The following is a 19,001-nucleotide window of genomic DNA, read 5'->3' as shown; positions in this document are numbered from 1 at the left end:
ACCGGCCTCCCCCCCTCGAGCCATTCCAAGGCAAACGGTTCGCAGATCGGGCACACGCCATGGGAGATGCCCGACACACCACGACCAGGTTTGTGGGCATAGGTTGACTGGCAAAACATGCAAACAACGATCAACATAATATTTCCCCCGTAGCCTTCGGCCCGCTGCCTGACCAAGACTGCGGCACCGAAAAGTTCGGCACCTCTTCATCCACTGTTTGGCCTGAAACAGGCAAGCCACCCGATGCTCCTCACAGGCCTTTGGCCAGGGGCGGGGTCATTTCCAGGCCCCGAACCAGCAAGCCCTCCGCTTCCAACCGTTTAAGAATCCGTGCCGCATTGCTGTCCCTGCGAATTCTGCCCCGCTTGCCGCGCAAAGCGAGGTAAAAAGTATCGGGATGCACGGCGACCTGCCGACAGAACTCCCGTACCGACCCGTAGCGGCGTCGAACCGCTGCAGCGGTGGCAGGCGAATCAACCTGTACGGCGGGAGTGAATTTCATTGCGGAAACCCCTAGTTGTTGTTAATGTCAGTGCTGACATTTTTGGAAATGATGCGAATTTAGAAAAATGTGTGGCATCATTGGTCGTGTTGCATTAATTATTTTTTTCAACAATAACTATCTTTTGTTAGCTTGTCAATAGAAATACCTTGAACATGACAACTGTTGATCAGATAATTTCCAGGATGATCCAAGCCCTCGGCGCCAGAAACATGGCGGAAATGTTGAGAATATCTGGTTTTTCCACTGCAGCCGGCAGCACCTGGCGCAAACGGGGTTGCGTGCCGGATGGCAGCATCGCCAGAATCGCCGCACTCGCGAACGTAAGTTTCGAGTGGCTCAAGCTCGGAACAGGAGAAATGCGACCCCCAAGGGGTAATCCCGAGGCGGCTCCACCGGGCTCGGAATTGGAGGGAATGGTTATCGCCGACGCGCCGATGCGAACCGGCAGGGGCCCCTTTCAGCTCACTGCCGAGGAGGCGGCCATCATGGAAATGTTGCGCGACCTGCCTGAAGATGAACGTAAGCGTGTCGAAGCTGAAATCATGACGGCCTGGCTCACCTGCCGCCAAAAGAAAAAGCCAATGGGATCGCAAGGCCGGGCATAGCCGCCCCCCTCACGGAACCCACAAGTTATTCCGTGGAGAAGGGACCTGCCGCCGGGCAAGCTTGCTTGATTGCAATCGTACCTTTTTCACTTTTCCTGATTCCAAGCCACCTCCCTTCCGATATGTCTCAGACATAACACCATTTCGTTGCGGAATCTTGCCGTCATCTCGGCCGTCTGGCCTTCAGTAAAAAAACTCCAAAACCCGCATAAAATTGCCGAGGGTCGGAATTGTTGGCCAGGGTAATCCCCGGTGAGGGATATGGACCCGGAACGGCCGTAAGTGCCTTCGGCTTTTCTTATAGTTACCTCTAACATGGCCATCGGGGCAGCCACGCCATCCGCACTCCGCTGCACGTGGGTCCTGCGTGCCGGCTCCGAACCAAGATGACCAAAGGGTAATCTCGCCGTCATCTTGAGGTCACTTTGCTTTGCTATCCTCCTGCGTTGGTCGCCCCTTCCGGATCGGGTGCGTTTATGGTTCCCGCAAAGCATTCCATCGGTGTTCGCTCGTTTCCTTGTGAGGAAAGATCATCATGTCGCCACTGTCACTGTTCGATTATTCTCCCAAGCTGTTCGCTCGTTTTTCTTCTGTAGTGGCCAAAACAGCCGGCCCGTTGCTCCCCCTTGTGAAATTTCTGGGGGTGGCCCTTTGGCTCCTTAGCCTGGCACGCTTCGGTCTGGTTATCTGGCAATGGCCGCGGGTTGCGACCGTCGACGGAGTCTGGAAGGTGCTCGGCTACGGCATTCGCATGGACCTGATTCTGATCTGCTACCTGCTGATGCCCATCGCCTTGGGGCTCTTGCTGTTTCCCACACTTCTGAACAGAAGCTCCCTTGGTCAGAAAATTTCCGCGGCCTGGCTGTCCTTCTGGCTCGTCTTCATGGTCTTCATGGAGGCGGCCACCCCGCCCTTTATCCTGCAATACGATGTTCGTCCCAACCGGATCTTTGTCGAATACCTCAACCATCCCAAGGAGGTCGCCCTGACCATCTGGGGCGGTTTCAGAATCCAGCTTCTGTTCGCCCTGCTGTTGACAACCGCAGTGCTCTTCGGCGTTCGCAGGCTCTTTCGGGTGCCCGTCGTACCGGTGGCGCGGTGGGGCCTCGGCAAACGTCTGGTGGTTTTTCCCCTGGTGCTTTGCCTGCTGCTCATCGGCGGGCGCAACAGTTTCGACCATCGCCCCGCCAACCCCAGTACGGCGGCATTTTCCAGCGATCACCTGGTCAACGAACTGTGTCTCAATTCCGCCTACTCGGTCCTATATGCCATCTACCGCCTGAAGGACGAGAATGGCAAAAACAGGATCTATCCGCAGATGGAGGATGAAGAAATCGTCCAGCGCATACGGCGCGGGATGCAACTGCCCCCGAGCGCTTTCGTCTCCGACGAGATTCCGACCCTGCATCGGCAAACAGCCGTGGCCCTACGCCGGCGGCCCATGAACCTGGTTATCATCCTGGAGGAAAGCCTGGGGGCGCAGTATGTAGGCGCTCTCGGCGGCAAGTCCTATACCCCCCAACTTGACCAACTGGCCGGGCAGGGTCTGTGGTTCAAGCAGCTTTACGCGACGGGCACCCGCTCCATTCGGGGAATAGAAGCCGTCACGACCGGCTTCTTTCCCAGCCCGGCGCGCAGCGTGGTCAAACTGGGACTGGCCCAAAGCAACTTTTTCACCATCGCCCGCATATTTAAGGAAGCTGGTTACCAAAATGATTTCATCTATGGAGGGGAGAGTCATTTCGATAACATGCGCGGATTTCTGCTGGCCAACGGCTTTGACAGAGTCATTGACGAAAACGATTATCCGGCCCCGAATTTTCGCGGCACCTGGGGCGTTTCGGATGGCGATCTGTTCCGGCGGGCCGACGAGGAATTCACCCGCCACGGCGATACACCATTTTTTGCCCTGGTCTTTACCTCATCCAACCATTCCCCCTACGACATTCCGGACAACCCGGCAACGAATCCGACGACGGAACGGGGCACGGTTGCCAACGCGATCCGTTATGCCGACTATGCCCTGGGTGAATTTTTCCGCAAAGCCCGGGCGTCGGACTATTGGGACAACACCCTGTTCCTGGTGGTCGCCGATCACGACGATGTCGTCAAGGGGCCCAGCCTGATCCCCATAGAACACTTTCATATCCCGGGGCTGATTCTCGGCGGTTCCGTCGACCCCGCCGAGTACCCCAAGATCGCCAGCCAGGCGGATCTGGCGCCAACCCTGTTGTCCATGATGGGCCTGAGTTCCGAGCATCCCATGCCCGGTCATGATCTGCTGCGACTCCCCAAAGAATTTCCCGGCCGGGCCATCATGCAATACGGATCGACCCATGCCTATATGCGCGGCAATCAGGTGGTGGTGCATGCGGCCGATAAACCGGCGCAGCAGTTCAGCTTCAGTTCCGGGAAGCTCATGCCAGTCCGCGAAATGGACCAGGAGCTGATCAAAGATGCCCTCGCCACCGCGCTCTGGCCCAGCCTGGCTTACCGAAAACAACAGTATGCCCTCGGCGACCATTCTCTGGCGGAGGTCCGTCTGAACGGCGTCCATAGCCTGGCCGGCAAGGTTGGAGGCGCAGTGAAGTGAACCGCGGCCCGGCGTGCCAGAGCCCGTCGTCATTCCCTCTTTGCAATCTTTGGCAGGAGGAAATACAATCAGGTGCCGTGGGGGCGGAGCGTTTTCGGGTTGTTCTCGTCCCTTTGGCCGTCGACAGAATCTGGATGACGAGGGGATGGGATGCGAATTCTGCTGGTGGAAGACGATGCGCGAACGGCACAGTTCATCAAGAAAGGGTTTACCCAGGCGGGGTTTAGGGTAGACAGTGCCGCCGACGGCATGGAAGGGCTGTTTATGGCCCAGGAAGGCCGTTATGACGTTGCCGTAGTCGATATCATGCTGCCCAAACTCGACGGGTTGACCCTGATCGAGCGACTGCGCCGGCAACGCATCAATACGCCGATTCTGGTGTTAAGCGCCAAAACGACCGTTGATGACCGGGTGCGCGGCTTGCAGACCGGCGGTGACGATTACCTGGTCAAGCCCTTCGCCTTTACCGAACTGTTGACCCGTGTCCAGGCGCTATTCAGGCGAAGCCAGGCCCGTGAGCAACCAGCCACCCTGACCGTCGCCGACCTGACCCTGGATCTGGTCCGGCGCAAGGTTTTCCGCGGGGACCTGGAAATCGAACTGCAGCAGCGGGAGTTTTCCCTGCTGGCCTACCTCATGCGCAACGAGGGCCGAGTCGTTTCCAAGACCATGCTCATGGAACATGTTTGGGACTATAATTTCGACCCGGAAAGCAATGTCGTCGAATCCCGCATCTGCCGCCTGCGCGACAAGATCGATTTGCCGCAATTCCGCAAGCTGATTCATACGGTACGCGGTGCCGGGTATCTCCTTGAAGATAAGAAGTAGCATGTTTCGCACCCTTTCAGCTCGCCTGACCTTTTTCTATACGCTGCTCTTTGCAATCCTGTCGCTGGCTGTTTTCGAGATGATCGACAACAACCTGGAGGCCAGTCTGCTCCAGCGGATCGATACGGAATTCCGTGGTGATGGCAGTGAATGCGTGGATATCTATCGGGAAAGCGGGCTCGAGGGACTTAGGCGAGAAATATTTCTCGAGACGCAAGGCGAGGGAGACGAAAACGTTTTCATCCGCGTCTATTCACCGGCATTCGAGGTGGTTGCCGCATCCGATCTCAGTCGCTGGGACGGTCTCCCGGAGCATACCCGGCAGTTGGAGACAGAGCGCCGTGAACGATTCAAGACGATCTACCTGCCCGGGAATCCCCACAGGGTGCGCATTTTTTTCCAGGAACTGGGAGACGGCCACCTCATTCAGTTCGGCAAGATGCTCAGTGATGACGAACACCTCCTGAAAGACTTTCGCCGGGTGTTTTACCTCTCTTTTGCAGTCATGCTGCTGGCCGGCATCCTTATCGGATTTTATGCCGCCAAAAATGCCCTGAGCGGCATTCAACGGGTCCGCCGTGGTGCCGACCAGATGAGTCGGGGCGATCTGTCGCAACGCATCGTCCTGCGTGGCGGCAGTGAGGAGATAAGGAATCTGACCCATTCCTTCAACCGCATGCAGGATCGAATTCAATCCCTGTTCGGCGAGCTGCAGAACGTCACCAACAATGTAGCCCACGATCTGCGCAGCCCCGTAACCCGCATGCGCGGTCTGGCGGAGACCTCCCTCACCGGAGATCAAAACATTGAGGAATATCGCGATATGGCAGGAGCGGTTGTTGAAGAGTGCGACCGACTGGTCGGCACCATCAACATCATGCTGGAAATCGCCGCGACCGACGCCGGGCTGCGACCCCTGGCCCACGATCCTGTCGATATGAAGGAAATGGTTCTGGATGTGGCGGAATTGTATTCCTCCGTCGCCCAGGACAAGGAGATCACGTTGACCACCAGGGTTCCCGAAGCGCCCCTGATAGTGCGTGGCGATCGGAGTTGCTTGCAGCGTGCGCTGGCCAATTTGCTGGACAACGCCATCAAATTTACCCAACAGGGCGGAGCCGTGGAGGTTTTAAGCTTCGTTGAGAATGGGAGCCTGGTTGTAGCGATAGCCGATAACGGCCCGGGTATCCCGGCAGAGGATTTGCCCCGCATCTACGATCGGTTTTTCAGGGGAGACCAAAGCCGTTCCACACCAGGAAACGGCCTTGGTCTGAGCCTGGTTCAATCGATTGTTCACGCACATGGCGGGGAGATTTCCGTCTCCAGCGTGGTCAACGGAGGGACACAGGCGAAGCTTTCGCTTCCCATGCATGGCATGGAAACGGCAAACAAGTTCTGAATCTCGACCTGCTCCCAATAAATTCCCAAGCCCTGCCAGCTTGATCTACAGGGCCCTTTTTGGGCCTCGCGGGACGCGAAACGGGGCAGTGCTGGCCAACAACCAAACTACGAATATGGGCGACGCTAGCGGCAATGGAGGCGATTTGATCCTCGTCATGGCCGGCGCCGCAATCCTGTCCGGAAATGGTCGGGACCTTCCAGCCGAGACCGCCTTTTGCGCGACAGGCGCGGCCGGCTGCCATAAATATATTCCATGGATTTTTTGACGCGAATGCTGTATGGATCCGCTATGCAGAAACTTTCCGTATGGCGCGGTTGTCTTCAAAAAAGGGTGCGGTGTCGTAACCAAATATGAAACGCGTCGATCCGCACAAAAGCCGGCTTCGAAGGTTCCTCTGGTTCTGGCTTTTGTTGGCACTTTTCTGCACTGGCTGCCCGACCGGAGACCTCTGGAACGGATCGTTCCAAACCACCGATTCCCTGTCCGCTCCCGATATCGTCCCGGAAATCGTCGCTACCACGGGACAGCCGTCCCCGCCAAATAACCAGCCGCTCACCCCGCCTCAGCCGGTTCTTCCCAACTTCATCCGTTGTTTCCCCTCACCCTGCTGTTCCCGGGTCCGTCGCGAAAACCAGGACCGCCCTGCGCTTCCTGCCGTCGTCCATTTCTCGCCTGTTCTGCCCCGACCACCCCCTTGCGTCTGAGCCCGCCAAACACAACCTCCCATTGGCAATAACCTGAATGCAGCCAGGAGTTTGGCTCGGTTGCAGAGGTTGTTTTTACGGCTTTTCACGCCATGGTTACGGCCTCTCGGCGTACCGGGCGCGCATGGCAGGTCCGGGTGCGCCGAGGTGCAGGCCTATCGTTTTGCCACAGGAAAGGCAGGTACGCATCATGCAAATAGTCAAACCTGAAACGAATATTGACTTCGTCGGCCGAAACCGGTTGGCGATTTGCGTCTCTCTGATCATCATCCTGGCCGGACTTGTCTCCCTGGTCGCCAAGGGCGGATTCAAGTACGGCATCGACTTCGCCGGCGGAACCCTGATCCAGGTCCAGTTCAGCCAAAAAACGGAAGCTGCCGAGATTCGACAGGCTTTGCAGGGATTGCCGCTGGGCTCTTTTACCGTGCAGCAAATCGGCAATGATGCCAACGAGTTTTTGATCAGGGCGCAGCAAACCGATGGGGAACTGCAACCCATGGCCCAAGCGGTGGATTTGGCCCTGCAATCTGCCTTCGGCAAGGGCAAAGTGGAACTCCGCCGCACCGAGATGGTGGGTTCTCAAGTCGGTCGAGATCTGAAGAAAAATGGGCTGTTAGCCCTTGTTTATGCCATCGGCGGCACCCTGCTCTATATTTCCTGGCGCTTTGAATTCCGCTTTGCCGTTGGTGCGGTCGTGGCCTTGATGCATGACGTACTCATAACCCTTGGATTCTTTTCTCTTTTCAACAGGGAGCTCGATCTGACCAGCATTGCAGCCTTTTTGACCATCATCGGCTATTCTTTGAACGACACCATCGTCATCTATGATCGTATCCGTGAGAACCGCAGCCACAATCCGGCAGAGGGTTTTGCCGGGCTGGTGAACCGGAGCCTCAATGAAACCCTTTCCCGGACCATTCTCACTTCAGGAACGACCCTTCTGGTGGTTGCAGCTCTGTTTTTTTTCGGCGGAACCGTTATCAACAACTTTGCTTTCGCCATGCTGATCGGAATTATTGCCGGTACTTACTCCTCGGTTTTCGTGGCGAGCGCCTTGGTTTTGTGGTGGGAAAAACATGTTCCGCAGAAACCGGAATAAAAATATGCAATCCTTTCCTCCCCATCACCCAATGACAAGGAATGCCCCCATGAATAACGGCCCCGAAACAAGAGTGTGGCATGCCCTTTCCGCGACGGAGGCCCTATCCGCTCTGGCTTCCGATGCCGTCCTGGGTCTGTCCTCGGAAGAAGCCGGCGCACGACTGGCCCGCCTTGGCGAAAATCGGCTGCGAGAGGCGGTTCCGCGCCCCCTTTGGCGCAAATTTCTGGATCAATTCAAAAGTTTGCTGGTCATGGTTCTGCTGCTTGCTGCCGTGCTGTCCCTGGGTATCGGAGCGGCCAAGGACGCGGTCGTCATCCTCATCGTCGTAGTGCTGAACGCAACCCTCGGTTTTTACCAGGAACACCGGGCCGAGCAGACCCTGACGGCATTGAAAGGCATGTTGGCGACACGCGCCCGGGTCCGGCGAGATGGCCGAATGCACGAATTGGACGCGACACTGCTGGTGCCGGGCGATATCGTCCTGCTCGAAGCGGGGGAACGGGTGCCGGCCGACGGTCGATTGGTTGAGGGACACAGCCTGGAGGTCCAAGAATCGGCTCTAACCGGAGAATCCCATGCCGTAGGGAAGTCGAACGCGGCCCTGCATCAGGAAACACTGGCCCTGGGTGACCGCAACAACATGTTGTTCATGAATACGGTGGTGACCCGCGGCCGGGGCACGATGCTGGTCACCGACACCGGCATGCATACGGCCATGGGCGGTCTGGCCGACATGATCGCCCAGGCGCCGGAATCACCAACCCCGCTTCAGAAGCAGCTCGACGTCCTCGGCAAACGCCTGGCCGCCATTGCCGGGGCCGTGGTCCTGGTCATTTTCACCCTCGTCATGGCGCGCGGGGCGAATTGGATGGATGCGGCCATGACTTCGGTAGCCCTTGCCGTCGCGGCGGTGCCCGAAGGACTGCCGGCGGTGGTGACTGTGACTCTGGCCGTCGGCATGTGGCGCATGGGCCGCAAACGGGCCATCCTGAAAAAACTGGCGGCCGTGGAGACGCTGGGCTCGACCACGGTCATCTGCACCGACAAGACGGGAACCCTCACCCTCAACCAGATGACGGCGCGCGCGGGCTGGTGCGCCGGGCATCGCTTTGCGGTCACCGGCCAGGGTTACGGACTCGAAGGCAGTATATCGGGTTGCGACCGCCAACTCCTGACGCCATTGCTGCTGGCGGCGGCCTTGTGCAACGAATCGCGGGTGCGCGATGGCCGGCTCATCGGCGATCCGACGGAAGGGGCCCTCTACGTTCTGGCCGAGAAAGGCGGCCTCGATCCTCTGGTCGAACAGCACCGCCACCCTCGAATCGCCGAGATCCCCTTTGATTCGGAACACAAGTTCATGGCCACCTTTCATCATCGGGGTGACATGGTGGACATGTATGTCAAAGGGGCGCCCGATGTACTTTTAAACCATGTCGGGCACTTTCTCACCCATAAAGGTCCGATGCCCCTGGGGGAAGAAGTGCGGACCTCGGTCCGCACCGAGAATGAGGCTTTGGCCCAGCAGGCCCTGCGGGTCCTGGCCGTGGCCTGGCGAGAGATCCCCGGGCGGGACTTCGATCCAGCCGACGATCTTTGGCAATGGACCAGGGACTGGACTTTTTTGGGATTGGTCGGCCTCATGGATCCGCCGCGACGGGAAGCGGCACAAGCCATTACCCGGTGCCGTGAGGCGGGCATACAGGTCAAGATGATCACCGGCGATCACAAAGTCACTGCAGCGGCCATCGCCCGCGAACTCGGGCTCCATGGCGAGGTGACGACGGGTGCCGACCTGGACCTCATGACCGATGCGGAACTGCGCCGGGCCCTGCCCCATATTGCGGTTTTCGCACGGGTCGCACCGCAGCACAAGGTGAAGATCGTCAAGGCCCTCAAGGCCGACGGCCACATCACGGCCATGACCGGCGACGGGGTCAACGATGCGCCGGCCCTCAAGGCGGCAGACATTGGCATCGCCATGGGCATCACCGGCAGCGCGGTGGCCAAGGAGGCAGCGACGCTGGTCCTGACGGATGACAATTTCGCCACGATTGTCCATGCCGTGGAGGAGGGGCGACTGATCTATGACAACATCCTCAAGTTCGTACGCTTTCAGCTGTCCACCAACATTGCCGCCATTCTCACGGTCCTCAGTGCCACCTTGCTGGGCCTGCCGGTCCCTTTCAACGCCATTCAACTGCTTTGGATCAACATTATCATGGACGGACCGCCGGCCATGACCCTGGGGGTCGAACCCGCCCGCCCCGGATTGATGGGGGAACCGCCCCGCACACCGGGCACCCAGATCCTTCCCGCCGGACGCCTCCTGAGGTTGATGTTTTATGGCCTCATCATGATGGCCGGCACCCTGGCGGTGTTTGTGCGCAGTCTGCACCGGGGCGATTCGGCCTACGCCGTCACCATGGCTTTCACGACCTTTGTGTTGTTCCAGTTTTTTAACGTCTTTAACGCTCGGGCAGAACATCAAACCACTTTCAACGCCAACTTTCTGCGCAACCGCAAGCTCTGGCTCGCCCTGGGTGGTGTTGTCCTGCTGCAGGGTGTGGTCGTCCACTGGCCCATGGCCCAGCTGATATTCGGAACCACAGCCTTGTCTGCTGCCGATTGGCTGGTAGCGACCACGGCGGCATCCAGCGTTTTGCTGCTGGACGAGATGCGAAAGCTGATCTGCCGAGTCCTTGGCCAAGGCAAGCCAAACGACCGGACCGAATCGCCAGGGGATTGAATCGCTCGGCGGGCCGCCTGCGCCATTGCCCACGGGACACCACCTCTGGCGAGAAGGTCCCTGGACCATTTTGGGAATGGCTGGAAAAATGGCGCAATTTTTATTTGACTCTCAAGCTATACCATGGTTAGATTGCTTGAAAATCAAACCAAATCTTCAAAAAGGCGCGCCATGGCAGATCAGAGACAGGTTGAGCTTTCGCAAATCCTCATTGAGCTGTATGACAAAATCTCCTCCTGGGAGCAGGAAGTGGTCCGGAAAAGCGGCCTGTCGACGGCCCAGATGCATGCGGTGGAAATTATCGGCCACCACGAACGGCTGCGCATGAAAGAGCTGGCCGAAAAGATGGGCATTACCACCGGCACCCTGACCGTCATGGTTGACCGGCTGGAAAGAGACGGCCTGGTCGCCCGTCAGCCTCATCCCACGGACCGCCGTTCCTATGTCATTGTTCTTACCGAACTTGGGCGCGAACAGTTCGAAGAGCACCACCAGATGCATTGTCTGCTTACCGCCGAGATCACGGCGTCCTTCGGCGACGATGAACTGGACAGCCTGAAAGGGTATCTGGAACGTCTGGTTCAACAGTTCTAAACCAACTTCCTACGATGAGAAGGCGGGGAGAAAAGTTTCCTGATATCGTCATGCTCCGCGCCTAGATTGAAAATGACAACCATTAACATTTTCCGGCGCCGCAATCTGGCCGGCCGTTCGGGACAGGAGCCTCTTATGAGTTTTCTCAAGGCAGTAAGGGCAGACGAGGAAAAACGGACCATGATTCTGACCGCGATTTCCGGCCTTTTCCTCTTGTTGAGCATCGCCACCGACCTTACCCTGATGGGGCTGGATCCCGCCTGGGGCGCCATTCTCATCTCAGGTGCACCGGTCATCGTAAACAGCTTTCGCAAACTTGTCTTTCACGGAAATGTCCGGGCCGGTCTGCTTATTTCCATTGCCGTCATCGCCTGCGTGGCGGTCGGGGAGCTGTTTGCGGCCGGGGAAGTCGTGTTCATCATGGCCATCGGGGAACTCCTCGAAGATTACACCGTAAGGCGCTCCAAGGCCGGTCTGAAATCCCTGATGGACATGAAGCCTGCCACGGCCCGCGTGCAACGGGGAGGCGAATATGCCCTTATCGATGCCAGGGAAGTCGTGGCAGGCGACATGGTCCGCATCAACGCAGGCGAAAGCATTCCTGTCGATGGTGTGGTCGTCGAAGGGGCAACCAGCGTCGATCAGGCACTCATGACCGGAGAATCCGTTCCGGTGGACAAGGCCGCGGGCGATGAGGTGTACAGCGCCACCACCAACATGCACGGCAGTATCCTGGTGAGGGCCACCAAGGTGGGGGAAGATTCGTCCATTGCCCGCATGATCGCCATGATCAGCGAAGCCGAGAACAACAAGGCTCCCATCGTCGGCATCATGGACCGTTGGGCCAGCTGCCTGGTTGTTGTGGCGCTGCTGCTCTCCGTCGTCGTCGGCTTCGCCACCGGCGACGTCATCCGCGCCATTACCGTGCTGGTGGTTTTCTGCCCTTGCGCCCTGGTTCTGGCCACCCCGACCGCCATTGCGGCGGGCATCGGCAATGCCACCAAACATGGGGTGATCATCAAGTCGGGGGCGGCTCTGGAGCAGTTGACCCACGTCCGGCGCATCGTTTTCGACAAAACCGGCACCTTGACCCACGGCGAACCGAAGGTCAAGGAGATGTTCCTGGCCGAGGGTTCATCCCTGACGGAAGAGGACTTCCTTCACTTGTGCGCCTCCGTCGAAATGCACTCCGAGCACCCGCTGGGCGTGGCTATCGTCAAAGCCGCCAAGGCTCGGAACATGGATTTGCGCGAGCCGGACAAGTTTGCCGTCCTTCCCGGTCGGGGCGTCGCCGCCATGGTAGGGGGGCAGGAAGTCATCCTGGGAAACAAGTCCATCCTGAACGCCCATGGCTTGTCCCTGGATCCCTGTTTTGCGGACCTGGTTGCCCGGCAGAATGCCTCCGGCCGCAGCGTTGTGCTGATGGCCATGAACCAAAAGGTCGTCGGGGCCCTGACCCTGGCGGACACCTTGCGGCCCGACTCCCAAAGAATTGTCCAACGCCTGGCGGAGTTTGGCAAGCGGATCACCCTGCTGACCGGGGATGCTCAGGCGATTGCCGGGAAGATTTCCCAGGAAGTGGGCATCGACGAATTCCGCGCCGAGCTGCTGCCGGAAGGCAAGCTGCAAGCGATTGAAGAGTATGAGGGCACGGGCGAAAGGGTCTGCATGGTAGGGGACGGGATCAATGATGCGCCGGCCCTGAAGGCCGCGAGTATCGGTATCGCCATGGCGGGTATCGGCAGCGACATTGCGGCCGATTCCGCGGACATCATTCTGGTCAAGGATGAACTTGCCAAGCTGCCTTACCTCATGGCACTGGCGACCTCGGTTTCACAAAAGATAAAGCAGAACATCGTCCTTTCGCTGAGTCTTAATTTCGGCGCCATTGCGCTTGCCGCGATCGGCATCCTCGGGCCGGTAAGCGGCGCCCTGATGCATAATGTCAGCTCCGTGCTGGTGGTATTGAATGCCGCCCTGCTGTTGAAGGGCGTCAAGGAAGGCAAGGAAACCAGAGTTGTCGGCCTGGAGCCGTGCCCAGAATGACAAAGAGGCCGCAATTAACCGTTTTTTATTTTGGAAAACGCAGGGCAATGATTGACAAGGCTTTGTTTGCGGCACTCAGGCTTGCCCTCCTCATTCCTGAACCACCGGTTTTCGCAGTCCAATGACCCGTCCCGAAAGAGATTGACATCCCGCCAGTTTTGGGCTAAATAGATGAACTTCAAACGCTTTCGCCACCCTAGCTCAGCTGGTAGAGCAACTGATTCGTAATCAGTAGGTCGAGGGTTCGAGTCCCTTGGGTGGCTCCACAAAATCAAGGGGTTACGGAAATTGCATCCGTAACCCCTTGGTCGTTTCTGGCTCCATGTCGTTTCAAAGCCGCCGCTCCCGTCAATGCCCGGGCTACCGGTCCTCCCACTCCACAGCGCTGTCAGACCGCCTCGAAAAGACACCTCGGATTAGAAAAATTGACAGGACCTTAGACAGGACATACCATCAGGGTCGGCGTTGGCTTTGACCCCAACACCTTCGGCTGAATGGAATGAACGGCAGTTCAGCGAGCGGCGGCTTAGCAGCGCCCCCTACCCCGTTTTGGCAAGGAGAGAAAGTCATGAAAACATGGATCGTGACCCTTTGCCTGGCCCTGTTTGCCACCGTCGCCCAAGCCAACAGCATGCGCTGCGGCAACCGACTGGTGACCCCGGGCGATACCAAGAGCAGCGTCCTGAGCAAATGCGGCGAGCCGAGCTTCCGCGATGTGGTGGGTGTTGAGCGTACCCGCGACCGCTCCACCAGCACGTCGGTCATCGTGGAGGAATGGTCCTATTCCCAAGGCCAGGGTCGATTGCAAAAGACCGTCGTGTTTCACGGCAACCGGGTGGTGCGGATTCGCTCCGGAAGCCGGGAATAATTCCTCATCTCCCCGGCCCCACCATCCTCATCCCTTCCTTTGACCCGAAGGAGACTTACCCTCCTTCCGAAAACAGGCGTTTGCCACTGCTGCCGCTGCGCAGCATGACGGCAAACTCCTCGGCCGGTACCGGCGGGCTGAACAGATACCCCTGGAAGCCGCCGCAGCCGCAATTGATGAGGAAATCGAGCTGCTCCCGGGTTTCCACCCCCTCGGCGATGGAGGTCAGGCCGAGGCTGTTGGCGATGGCAACGATACTGGCGGCGACGGCGGCGGCACTCTGATCGCCGGGCACGTCGTGAATGAAGGAACCGTCGATTTTCAGGCAGTCGACGGGAAACCGCCGCAGGTAGTTGAGGGAGGAATAACCGGTACCGAAATCATCCAGGGCCAGGCGGATCCCCAAAGTTTTGAGCTGCTGCATGATGGCAGCGGCAATGGGCGGATCGTGCATGATCATGCTCTCCGTCAACTCCAGTTCCAGCAGGTCAGGCTCAACCCCCGCCTCGCCAAGGACACGGCGCACCGCAGCGGCCAGGTCCGCCTTGCGAAACTGCCGGGCCGAAAGATTGACGGCCACCGGCAGGGCTTCCAAGCCTTCCCTCTGCCATGCGGCGATCTGCCGACAGACTTCCGTCAACACCCAGTCGCCGATGGGCAGAATCATGCCGGTTTCCTCGGCCAGCGGTATGAATCGGCCGGGCGCGATCATGCCCCGGGTGGGGTGCAGCCAGCGCAGCAGCGCCTCGGAGCCGACGATGCGGCCGGTGGCCAATTCAACCTTCGGCTGATAGTAGAGCAGCAACTCCCGACGTTCCAGGGCGCGTCGCAGATCGGCCTCCAGCTCCATGGTTTCGCGACTGCGCAATCCCATCGCCGGGGAATAGAAGCGGCAGCAGTTGCCCTCCTCCTTGGCCCGGTACATGGCGATATCCGCATGGCGGATGAGGTTTTCGCTGTCGGTTCCGTCTCGAGGATAGACCCCGATGCCAAGACTGCCGGTGATGGTGATTTCCCGGCCGCCCAGATCGCAGGGCTGGGCCAGACGGCTCAGAATCTTTTCCGCCACCGGCTGCACATCCTTCTCCTCGGCGACCTCGGCCAGCAAAATGACGAATTCGTCGCCGCCGAGGCGGGCCACGGTATCGGCTTCACGCACCGATTCACACAGCCGCCTGGCCACCTGTTTCAGCAACTCATCCCCCATGTTGTGGCCGAGGCTGTCGTTGATGAGCTTGAAGCGGTCCAGGTCGATGAGCAGCACCGCGACAATACGTTGGGAGCGATGGGCAAAGTGGATGGACTGTTCGAGGCGGTCACGCAGCAGAACCCGATTCGCCAAACCGGTCAGCACGTCGTGGGTGGCCAGGTATTCAAGGCGGGCGGCATTCTTTTTCTGCTCGCTGATATCCTTGTGGATGCCCAGCATGCGCAGGGGTTGCCCCAGGGAATCCCGTTCCAGCAACTCCCCGGCCGAATGAATCCATTTCCACTGTCCGCTGCGGGTGCGCATGCGGAATTCCTGCGAATAGTCCTGACGTTGTCCGCGGATATATTCGCCGTAGACGGCCAGGGCCTGGTCACGGTCGTCGGGATGCAACTGGGTCACCCAGTCGTCAAAGTTGGTCCGGTACTCGCCGGGTTCATACTCCAGCATCCGGGCATATTCGTCGCTGACGGTAATGGCTCCGGTGCTGATGTTGAAATCGTAGATACCGGTGTGGGCGGCGGCCAAGGCCAGGCGCAGACGTTCTTCGCTTTCCTTCAGCTCCCTGGAGGTCTGCTCGCGGCGTTGACGGATATTGATGAGCAGGCCGAGAACGGTGGTCGCCAGAGGATAAATGGCGAGTACCGGCAGGGTGATGACGCGAAGAACCTGGAAAGCGGTCTCCCGCGGCAGGATGAACATCAGAGCCAGCATCACGACATGCACCAAAAGCCCGAACAGGTACAGTTCAGGCCCCGACACCAGCCCCCTGTCCCGGCCACGAAAGCGACTCCAGGCCATGCCCAGCAGACCGGAGGCGAAAATCACCGCGATGCCCGGGGCGGTCGCCGCACCCCCTTGAAAAAACCGCAAAGTGGCGGTCATCAGCATGGCCACGGTGGTCGGTATCGCGCCAAAATACAGGCCGGCGATGCCGAGAATGACCGATCGCGTATCGAAGATGATGCCCGGCACGTAATGCCAGGGTGACAGCATGACGATCATGCCGAGCACCCCGAGCAGAAAGCCGGTCAGAATCTTTTCGGACAGGCTTTCCCGATCCTGATACCGTATCGTGAGCAGGTCGTAGACGAAAGCAGCGGCGATGAGCAGGGCGGCACTGTGCATCAACCCTTCGAAGGCCGTTTTGGACATGATTCCTCATCCGATGCGAAATGGCGGCAAGACAGGGGCGCCTTGCCCCAAATCGGTGTTACCCAAGTGAATTCCCCCGGTCACTGGGTCCTTTCCCGCCGGAGCAACTCAGACAGCCGTCAGAGCCCTGCATGATATCAGAACGGCCTTGCGGGATTAAGTCAAATATCCATAAACCAGCCGCCAGCAAGGAGAAATTAATCGCGAGCTTCGTGCCAGGCCCTTCGACCCGCCCCCTACCCCAAAAACCGCCGCAGTCGCGCCGCGTGCAATACCAGGTCGGTCATCTGAGCCGGTTCGAGCTGCTCGCCGCAGCGACGCAGGCGCTCGACGATTGCCAGATGCTCGGCGTGCGGCGGTGCCTCATAGCCCGCCTGCAGCAGCGCGGTGCGGAGTTCCGGCGTCATCAATGGGCCGTCAAAGTCGGCGTAGCAGAGGGCCTCCATGATCTTGATGTCGAAGGAGGGGTAAACCTTCCGGATGAAAGCCAGATCGTCCCGATTCAGGGTCTCAAAAGCGATAAGTTCCGGTGGCAAGCCCAGGGAATAGAGGGCACATGTAAAGGAAATGGCCCGAGGCAGGGTAACCCCTTTCATTTCCCTGGCGTACCCGAACAGGCCGATGTGCAGCTTGCGGGCCCGTCGCGCCGGAATGCTGCGGGCCATGCGGTTGATCTGCGGCGCCAGTTCGACAATCCGGCGCCGATAAGCCTCGCTGTAGCCCTGGATGATGGTCAGGGACCGCTCCGCATCGATGGCCTGGGCCGGCCCGATGACACGGTTTTTCAGATACTCGCAGGCCGCGTGCACCTGCTGGGGAGGATAATCGTACTTGAACGCCGATTGGATGGTGAAGGTCACCACACTCGGGTATTCCTTCCCGACCCGCTCTACGGTCAAGGGCGACAATCCGCCACGGAAAGGCGCCGACCCCATGCCGAGGATGGGATGCAGACGCACCCCGATGCGCGCCGACAGTTCATCAAAGCGGGCCAGGGCGATCTTATTGGACAGGGCGGCGGACACCAGGCCATAGTTCATGGCCGTATCGGAACGGGCCAGGAATACCCGCTGATCGGCGACCTCCTTGTCAGCCAGATACTCGCCGAGGATGTCGGCCGCCTTGAGCATGCTGGCGAGATCTTCGAACAGCGGGATCACCTGAATGGTCGAGGGCCGAAATTCACCGATCCACTCGGAGATGGTGATGTCGTCATTGCGGAAACGGGCCTGCTGTCGACCGACGATAAAATCGACATAGTAGCGGTAGATACGGTCGACACAGCGTGCCGAGGTGGTCATGGGCAGGATCACCTCGTAAATGGGAGAGATGTCCCGCCCATAGAACAGGCGCGCCGCATCGTAGGAGCGGGGAATGCTCTCCAGAGTCTCGAGCAGCACTTTCGCTTCGGCAACTTCCACGGTCGGATTCGGTACCCGCAAAGTCAGGCGCAGACTTTCTCCGATGGGCTGCCGGCGGAAAAAATCCTCATAAAAGGTCAACAGCTTCTTGACGACGTAGGTATCGATTTCCTTGCCTTCCACATCCCACATCTGCTCATCGCAGCCCAGATGCGAATAGGCATAATAGGCCTCGCGGATTTCATCCTCCCCGGCCAGGACCGCCGAGGAAGCGAAAAAAGGCACCGAAGCGTTGTCCGGGTGCTGGGTACTCATGCAACGGGGAATCGAAATCATTTCCTGCTCCTTGCCAAAATTCGGGTTTGTTTCCGGCGCAGCCTGCCTGCAGGGTCACCTCGCCCACTCGCCTTGGCCCATTATACACCGTATCGCCATCCTATGAGGTTTTACCAACGGCGAATTTTTTATTGCCAAAGATGACCAAAAGAGTTATATTTGAATTGCGAGAAAGACAACCCCAACATGGCAGCCTTTTGGCGCGCCGGATTTCCCTCCTGACGGCGCGTCTTTTTTTGCCCGTTTTCCTACAGGCACACGACGTTGCCATGCGGGCAGCGCATGCTATACTGAAATCACTGGATTTTCACGACCAGGAAAATCGACTTGATAGCCGAAAATCCCCCGAATTCGAGGCCTGCCACATAGGCATTCCGCTTAATAGCGGAGAATCGTGATGGAATTCGGGTACCGCCATCACGAACAGACGCATCTTACATCAAGGGAGGAACCAATGCCGAAACAACTGGAAATCTACAAATGTGACGCCTGCGGAAATATTGTCGAGGTCACCCATGGCGGCGCCGGGGATCTGGTCTGCTGTGGCGAACCCATGAAATTGATGGTCGAAAACACGGTCGACGCCGCCAAGGAAAAGCACGTCCCCGTCATCGACAAAACCATGACCGGTTTCAAGGTCGAGGTCGGCAGCGTGGCCCACCCCATGGAGGAAAAACACTACATCGAGTGGATTGAGCTGTTGGTGGACGGCAAGGTCTATCGCCAATATCTGAAGCCGGGCGACAAGCCGGAAGCCAAGTTCTGTGTTTCCGGCTCTCCCGGCACCGCCAAAGCACTGGTCTGCGCCGCCGGCCAGCATCCGGATGCGGAGGTTTGCACTCCGACCACCGCGGTCATTGCCCGGGAATATTGCAACCTGCATGGTCTCTGGACGGCGAAATTCTGACCATAGGTCACTATTGCCGTTTATGGTGCAAAAGGCGGGACT

At 58.6% G+C, this 19,001-nt stretch carries 13 protein-coding genes and 1 tRNA gene; 11 read left to right on the top strand and 3 right to left on the bottom strand.

The features are described 5' to 3' along the window. Nucleotides 1–250: 250 nt before the first annotated feature. The gene (locus JQN68_RS05495) at nt 251–502 is read right to left on the bottom strand and encodes a hypothetical protein (protein WP_225071583.1); all 252 of its coding nucleotides are present in this window, start codon (nt 500–502) and stop codon (nt 251–253) included. A gap of 155 nt (nt 503–657) precedes the next feature. On the opposite strand from JQN68_RS05495, the gene JQN68_RS05490 reads away from it, so the two are divergent. The 10 genes from JQN68_RS05490 (at nt 658) to JQN68_RS05445 (ending at nt 13,993) form a co-directional block, all read left to right on the top strand. After that, nucleotides 658–1,110, top strand: a complete 453-nt coding sequence (locus tag JQN68_RS05490) for a helix-turn-helix domain-containing protein (protein WP_225071584.1) — start codon at nt 658–660, stop codon at nt 1,108–1,110. A gap of 535 nt (nt 1,111–1,645) precedes the next feature. After that, nucleotides 1,646–3,703, top strand: a complete 2,058-nt coding sequence (locus JQN68_RS05485) for an LTA synthase family protein (RefSeq protein WP_225071585.1) — start codon at nt 1,646–1,648, stop codon at nt 3,701–3,703. 150 nt (nt 3,704–3,853) lie between these two features. Beyond that, nucleotides 3,854–4,531 (top strand): response regulator, encoded by a 678-nt coding sequence (locus JQN68_RS05480; protein WP_225071586.1) that lies wholly within the window; start codon nt 3,854–3,856, stop codon nt 4,529–4,531. A 1-nt stretch (nt 4,532) separates the two neighbouring features. Further along, the gene (locus JQN68_RS05475) at nt 4,533–5,930 is read left to right on the top strand and encodes a sensor histidine kinase (protein ID WP_225071587.1); all 1,398 of its coding nucleotides are present in this window, start codon (nt 4,533–4,535) and stop codon (nt 5,928–5,930) included. 744 nt (nt 5,931–6,674) lie between these two features. Continuing rightward, a complete protein-coding gene (gene secF, locus JQN68_RS05470) occupies nt 6,675–7,736 on the top strand; it encodes a protein translocase subunit SecF (RefSeq protein ID WP_349632301.1) in 1,062 nt (353 codons plus the stop codon). Between the two features lie 49 nt (nt 7,737–7,785). After that, nucleotides 7,786–10,485, top strand: a complete 2,700-nt coding sequence (locus tag JQN68_RS05465; RefSeq protein ID WP_225071589.1) for a cation-translocating P-type ATPase — start codon at nt 7,786–7,788, stop codon at nt 10,483–10,485. Nucleotides 10,486–10,656: 171 nt separating this feature from the next. Continuing rightward, entirely contained in the window at nt 10,657–11,079 is a 423-nt protein-coding gene (locus JQN68_RS05460; protein ID WP_225071590.1) for a MarR family winged helix-turn-helix transcriptional regulator, read from the top strand. Nucleotides 11,080–11,214: 135 nt separating this feature from the next. Continuing rightward, nucleotides 11,215–13,125, top strand: a complete 1,911-nt coding sequence (locus JQN68_RS05455; RefSeq protein ID WP_249621052.1) for a heavy metal translocating P-type ATPase — start codon at nt 11,215–11,217, stop codon at nt 13,123–13,125. 190 nt (nt 13,126–13,315) lie between these two features. Next, a tRNA-Thr gene (locus JQN68_RS05450) sits at nt 13,316–13,391 on the top strand. A 302-nt stretch (nt 13,392–13,693) separates the two neighbouring features. Next, complete coding sequence (locus JQN68_RS05445; RefSeq protein WP_225072747.1) at nt 13,694–13,993, top strand: DUF2845 domain-containing protein; 300 nt, start codon at nt 13,694–13,696, stop codon at nt 13,991–13,993. Nucleotides 13,994–14,048: 55 nt separating this feature from the next. Here JQN68_RS05445 and JQN68_RS05440 read toward each other — a convergent pair whose 3' ends face one another. Both JQN68_RS05440 and ppcA read right to left on the bottom strand, forming a co-directional pair. After that, entirely contained in the window at nt 14,049–16,355 is a 2,307-nt protein-coding gene (locus tag JQN68_RS05440) for a putative bifunctional diguanylate cyclase/phosphodiesterase (protein WP_249621051.1), read from the bottom strand. Nucleotides 16,356–16,591: 236 nt separating this feature from the next. Then, entirely contained in the window at nt 16,592–18,052 is a 1,461-nt protein-coding gene (gene ppcA / locus JQN68_RS05435; RefSeq protein WP_225072749.1) for a phosphoenolpyruvate carboxylase, read from the bottom strand. A gap of 454 nt (nt 18,053–18,506) precedes the next feature. On the opposite strand from ppcA, the gene JQN68_RS05430 reads away from it, so the two are divergent. Then, complete coding sequence (locus tag JQN68_RS05430) at nt 18,507–18,959, top strand: desulfoferrodoxin (protein ID WP_225072750.1); 453 nt, start codon at nt 18,507–18,509, stop codon at nt 18,957–18,959. The last annotated feature ends 42 nt before the right edge of the window (nt 18,960–19,001 follow it).

This window comes from Desulfuromonas sp. CSMB_57 (assembly GCF_020194955.2).
In the GTDB taxonomy this organism is placed as follows: Bacteria; Desulfobacterota; Desulfuromonadia; order Desulfuromonadales; family Syntrophotaleaceae; genus JAFCIY02.
The sequence above is the reverse complement of the archived record's forward strand: the minus strand, read 5'-3'. Positions and strand labels throughout refer to the sequence as shown.

Excerpts from the sequence above, each read along its gene's own strand:
- ppcA (WP_225072749.1), bottom strand. The coding sequence starts at position 18,052 with ATGATTTCGATTCCCCGTTGCATGAGTACCCAGCACCCGGACAACGCT.
- JQN68_RS05475 (WP_225071587.1), top strand. The coding sequence starts at position 4,533 with ATGTTTCGCACCCTTTCAGCTCGCCTGACCTTTTTCTATACGCTGCTC.
- JQN68_RS05480 (WP_225071586.1), top strand. The coding sequence starts at position 3,854 with ATGCGAATTCTGCTGGTGGAAGACGATGCGCGAACGGCACAGTTCATC.
- JQN68_RS05465 (WP_225071589.1), top strand. The coding sequence starts at position 7,786 with ATGAATAACGGCCCCGAAACAAGAGTGTGGCATGCCCTTTCCGCGACG.
- JQN68_RS05490 (WP_225071584.1), top strand. The coding sequence starts at position 658 with ATGACAACTGTTGATCAGATAATTTCCAGGATGATCCAAGCCCTCGGC.
- JQN68_RS05430 (WP_225072750.1), top strand. The coding sequence starts at position 18,507 with ATGCCGAAACAACTGGAAATCTACAAATGTGACGCCTGCGGAAATATT.
- JQN68_RS05455 (WP_249621052.1), top strand. The coding sequence starts at position 11,215 with ATGAGTTTTCTCAAGGCAGTAAGGGCAGACGAGGAAAAACGGACCATG.
- JQN68_RS05445 (WP_225072747.1), top strand. The coding sequence starts at position 13,694 with ATGAAAACATGGATCGTGACCCTTTGCCTGGCCCTGTTTGCCACCGTC.
- JQN68_RS05440 (WP_249621051.1), bottom strand. The coding sequence starts at position 16,355 with ATGTCCAAAACGGCCTTCGAAGGGTTGATGCACAGTGCCGCCCTGCTC.
- secF (WP_349632301.1), top strand. The coding sequence starts at position 6,675 with ATGCAGCCAGGAGTTTGGCTCGGTTGCAGAGGTTGTTTTTACGGCTTT.
- JQN68_RS05485 (WP_225071585.1), top strand. The coding sequence starts at position 1,646 with ATGTCGCCACTGTCACTGTTCGATTATTCTCCCAAGCTGTTCGCTCGT.
- JQN68_RS05460 (WP_225071590.1), top strand. The coding sequence starts at position 10,657 with ATGGCAGATCAGAGACAGGTTGAGCTTTCGCAAATCCTCATTGAGCTG.
- JQN68_RS05495 (WP_225071583.1), bottom strand. The coding sequence starts at position 502 with ATGAAATTCACTCCCGCCGTACAGGTTGATTCGCCTGCCACCGCTGCA.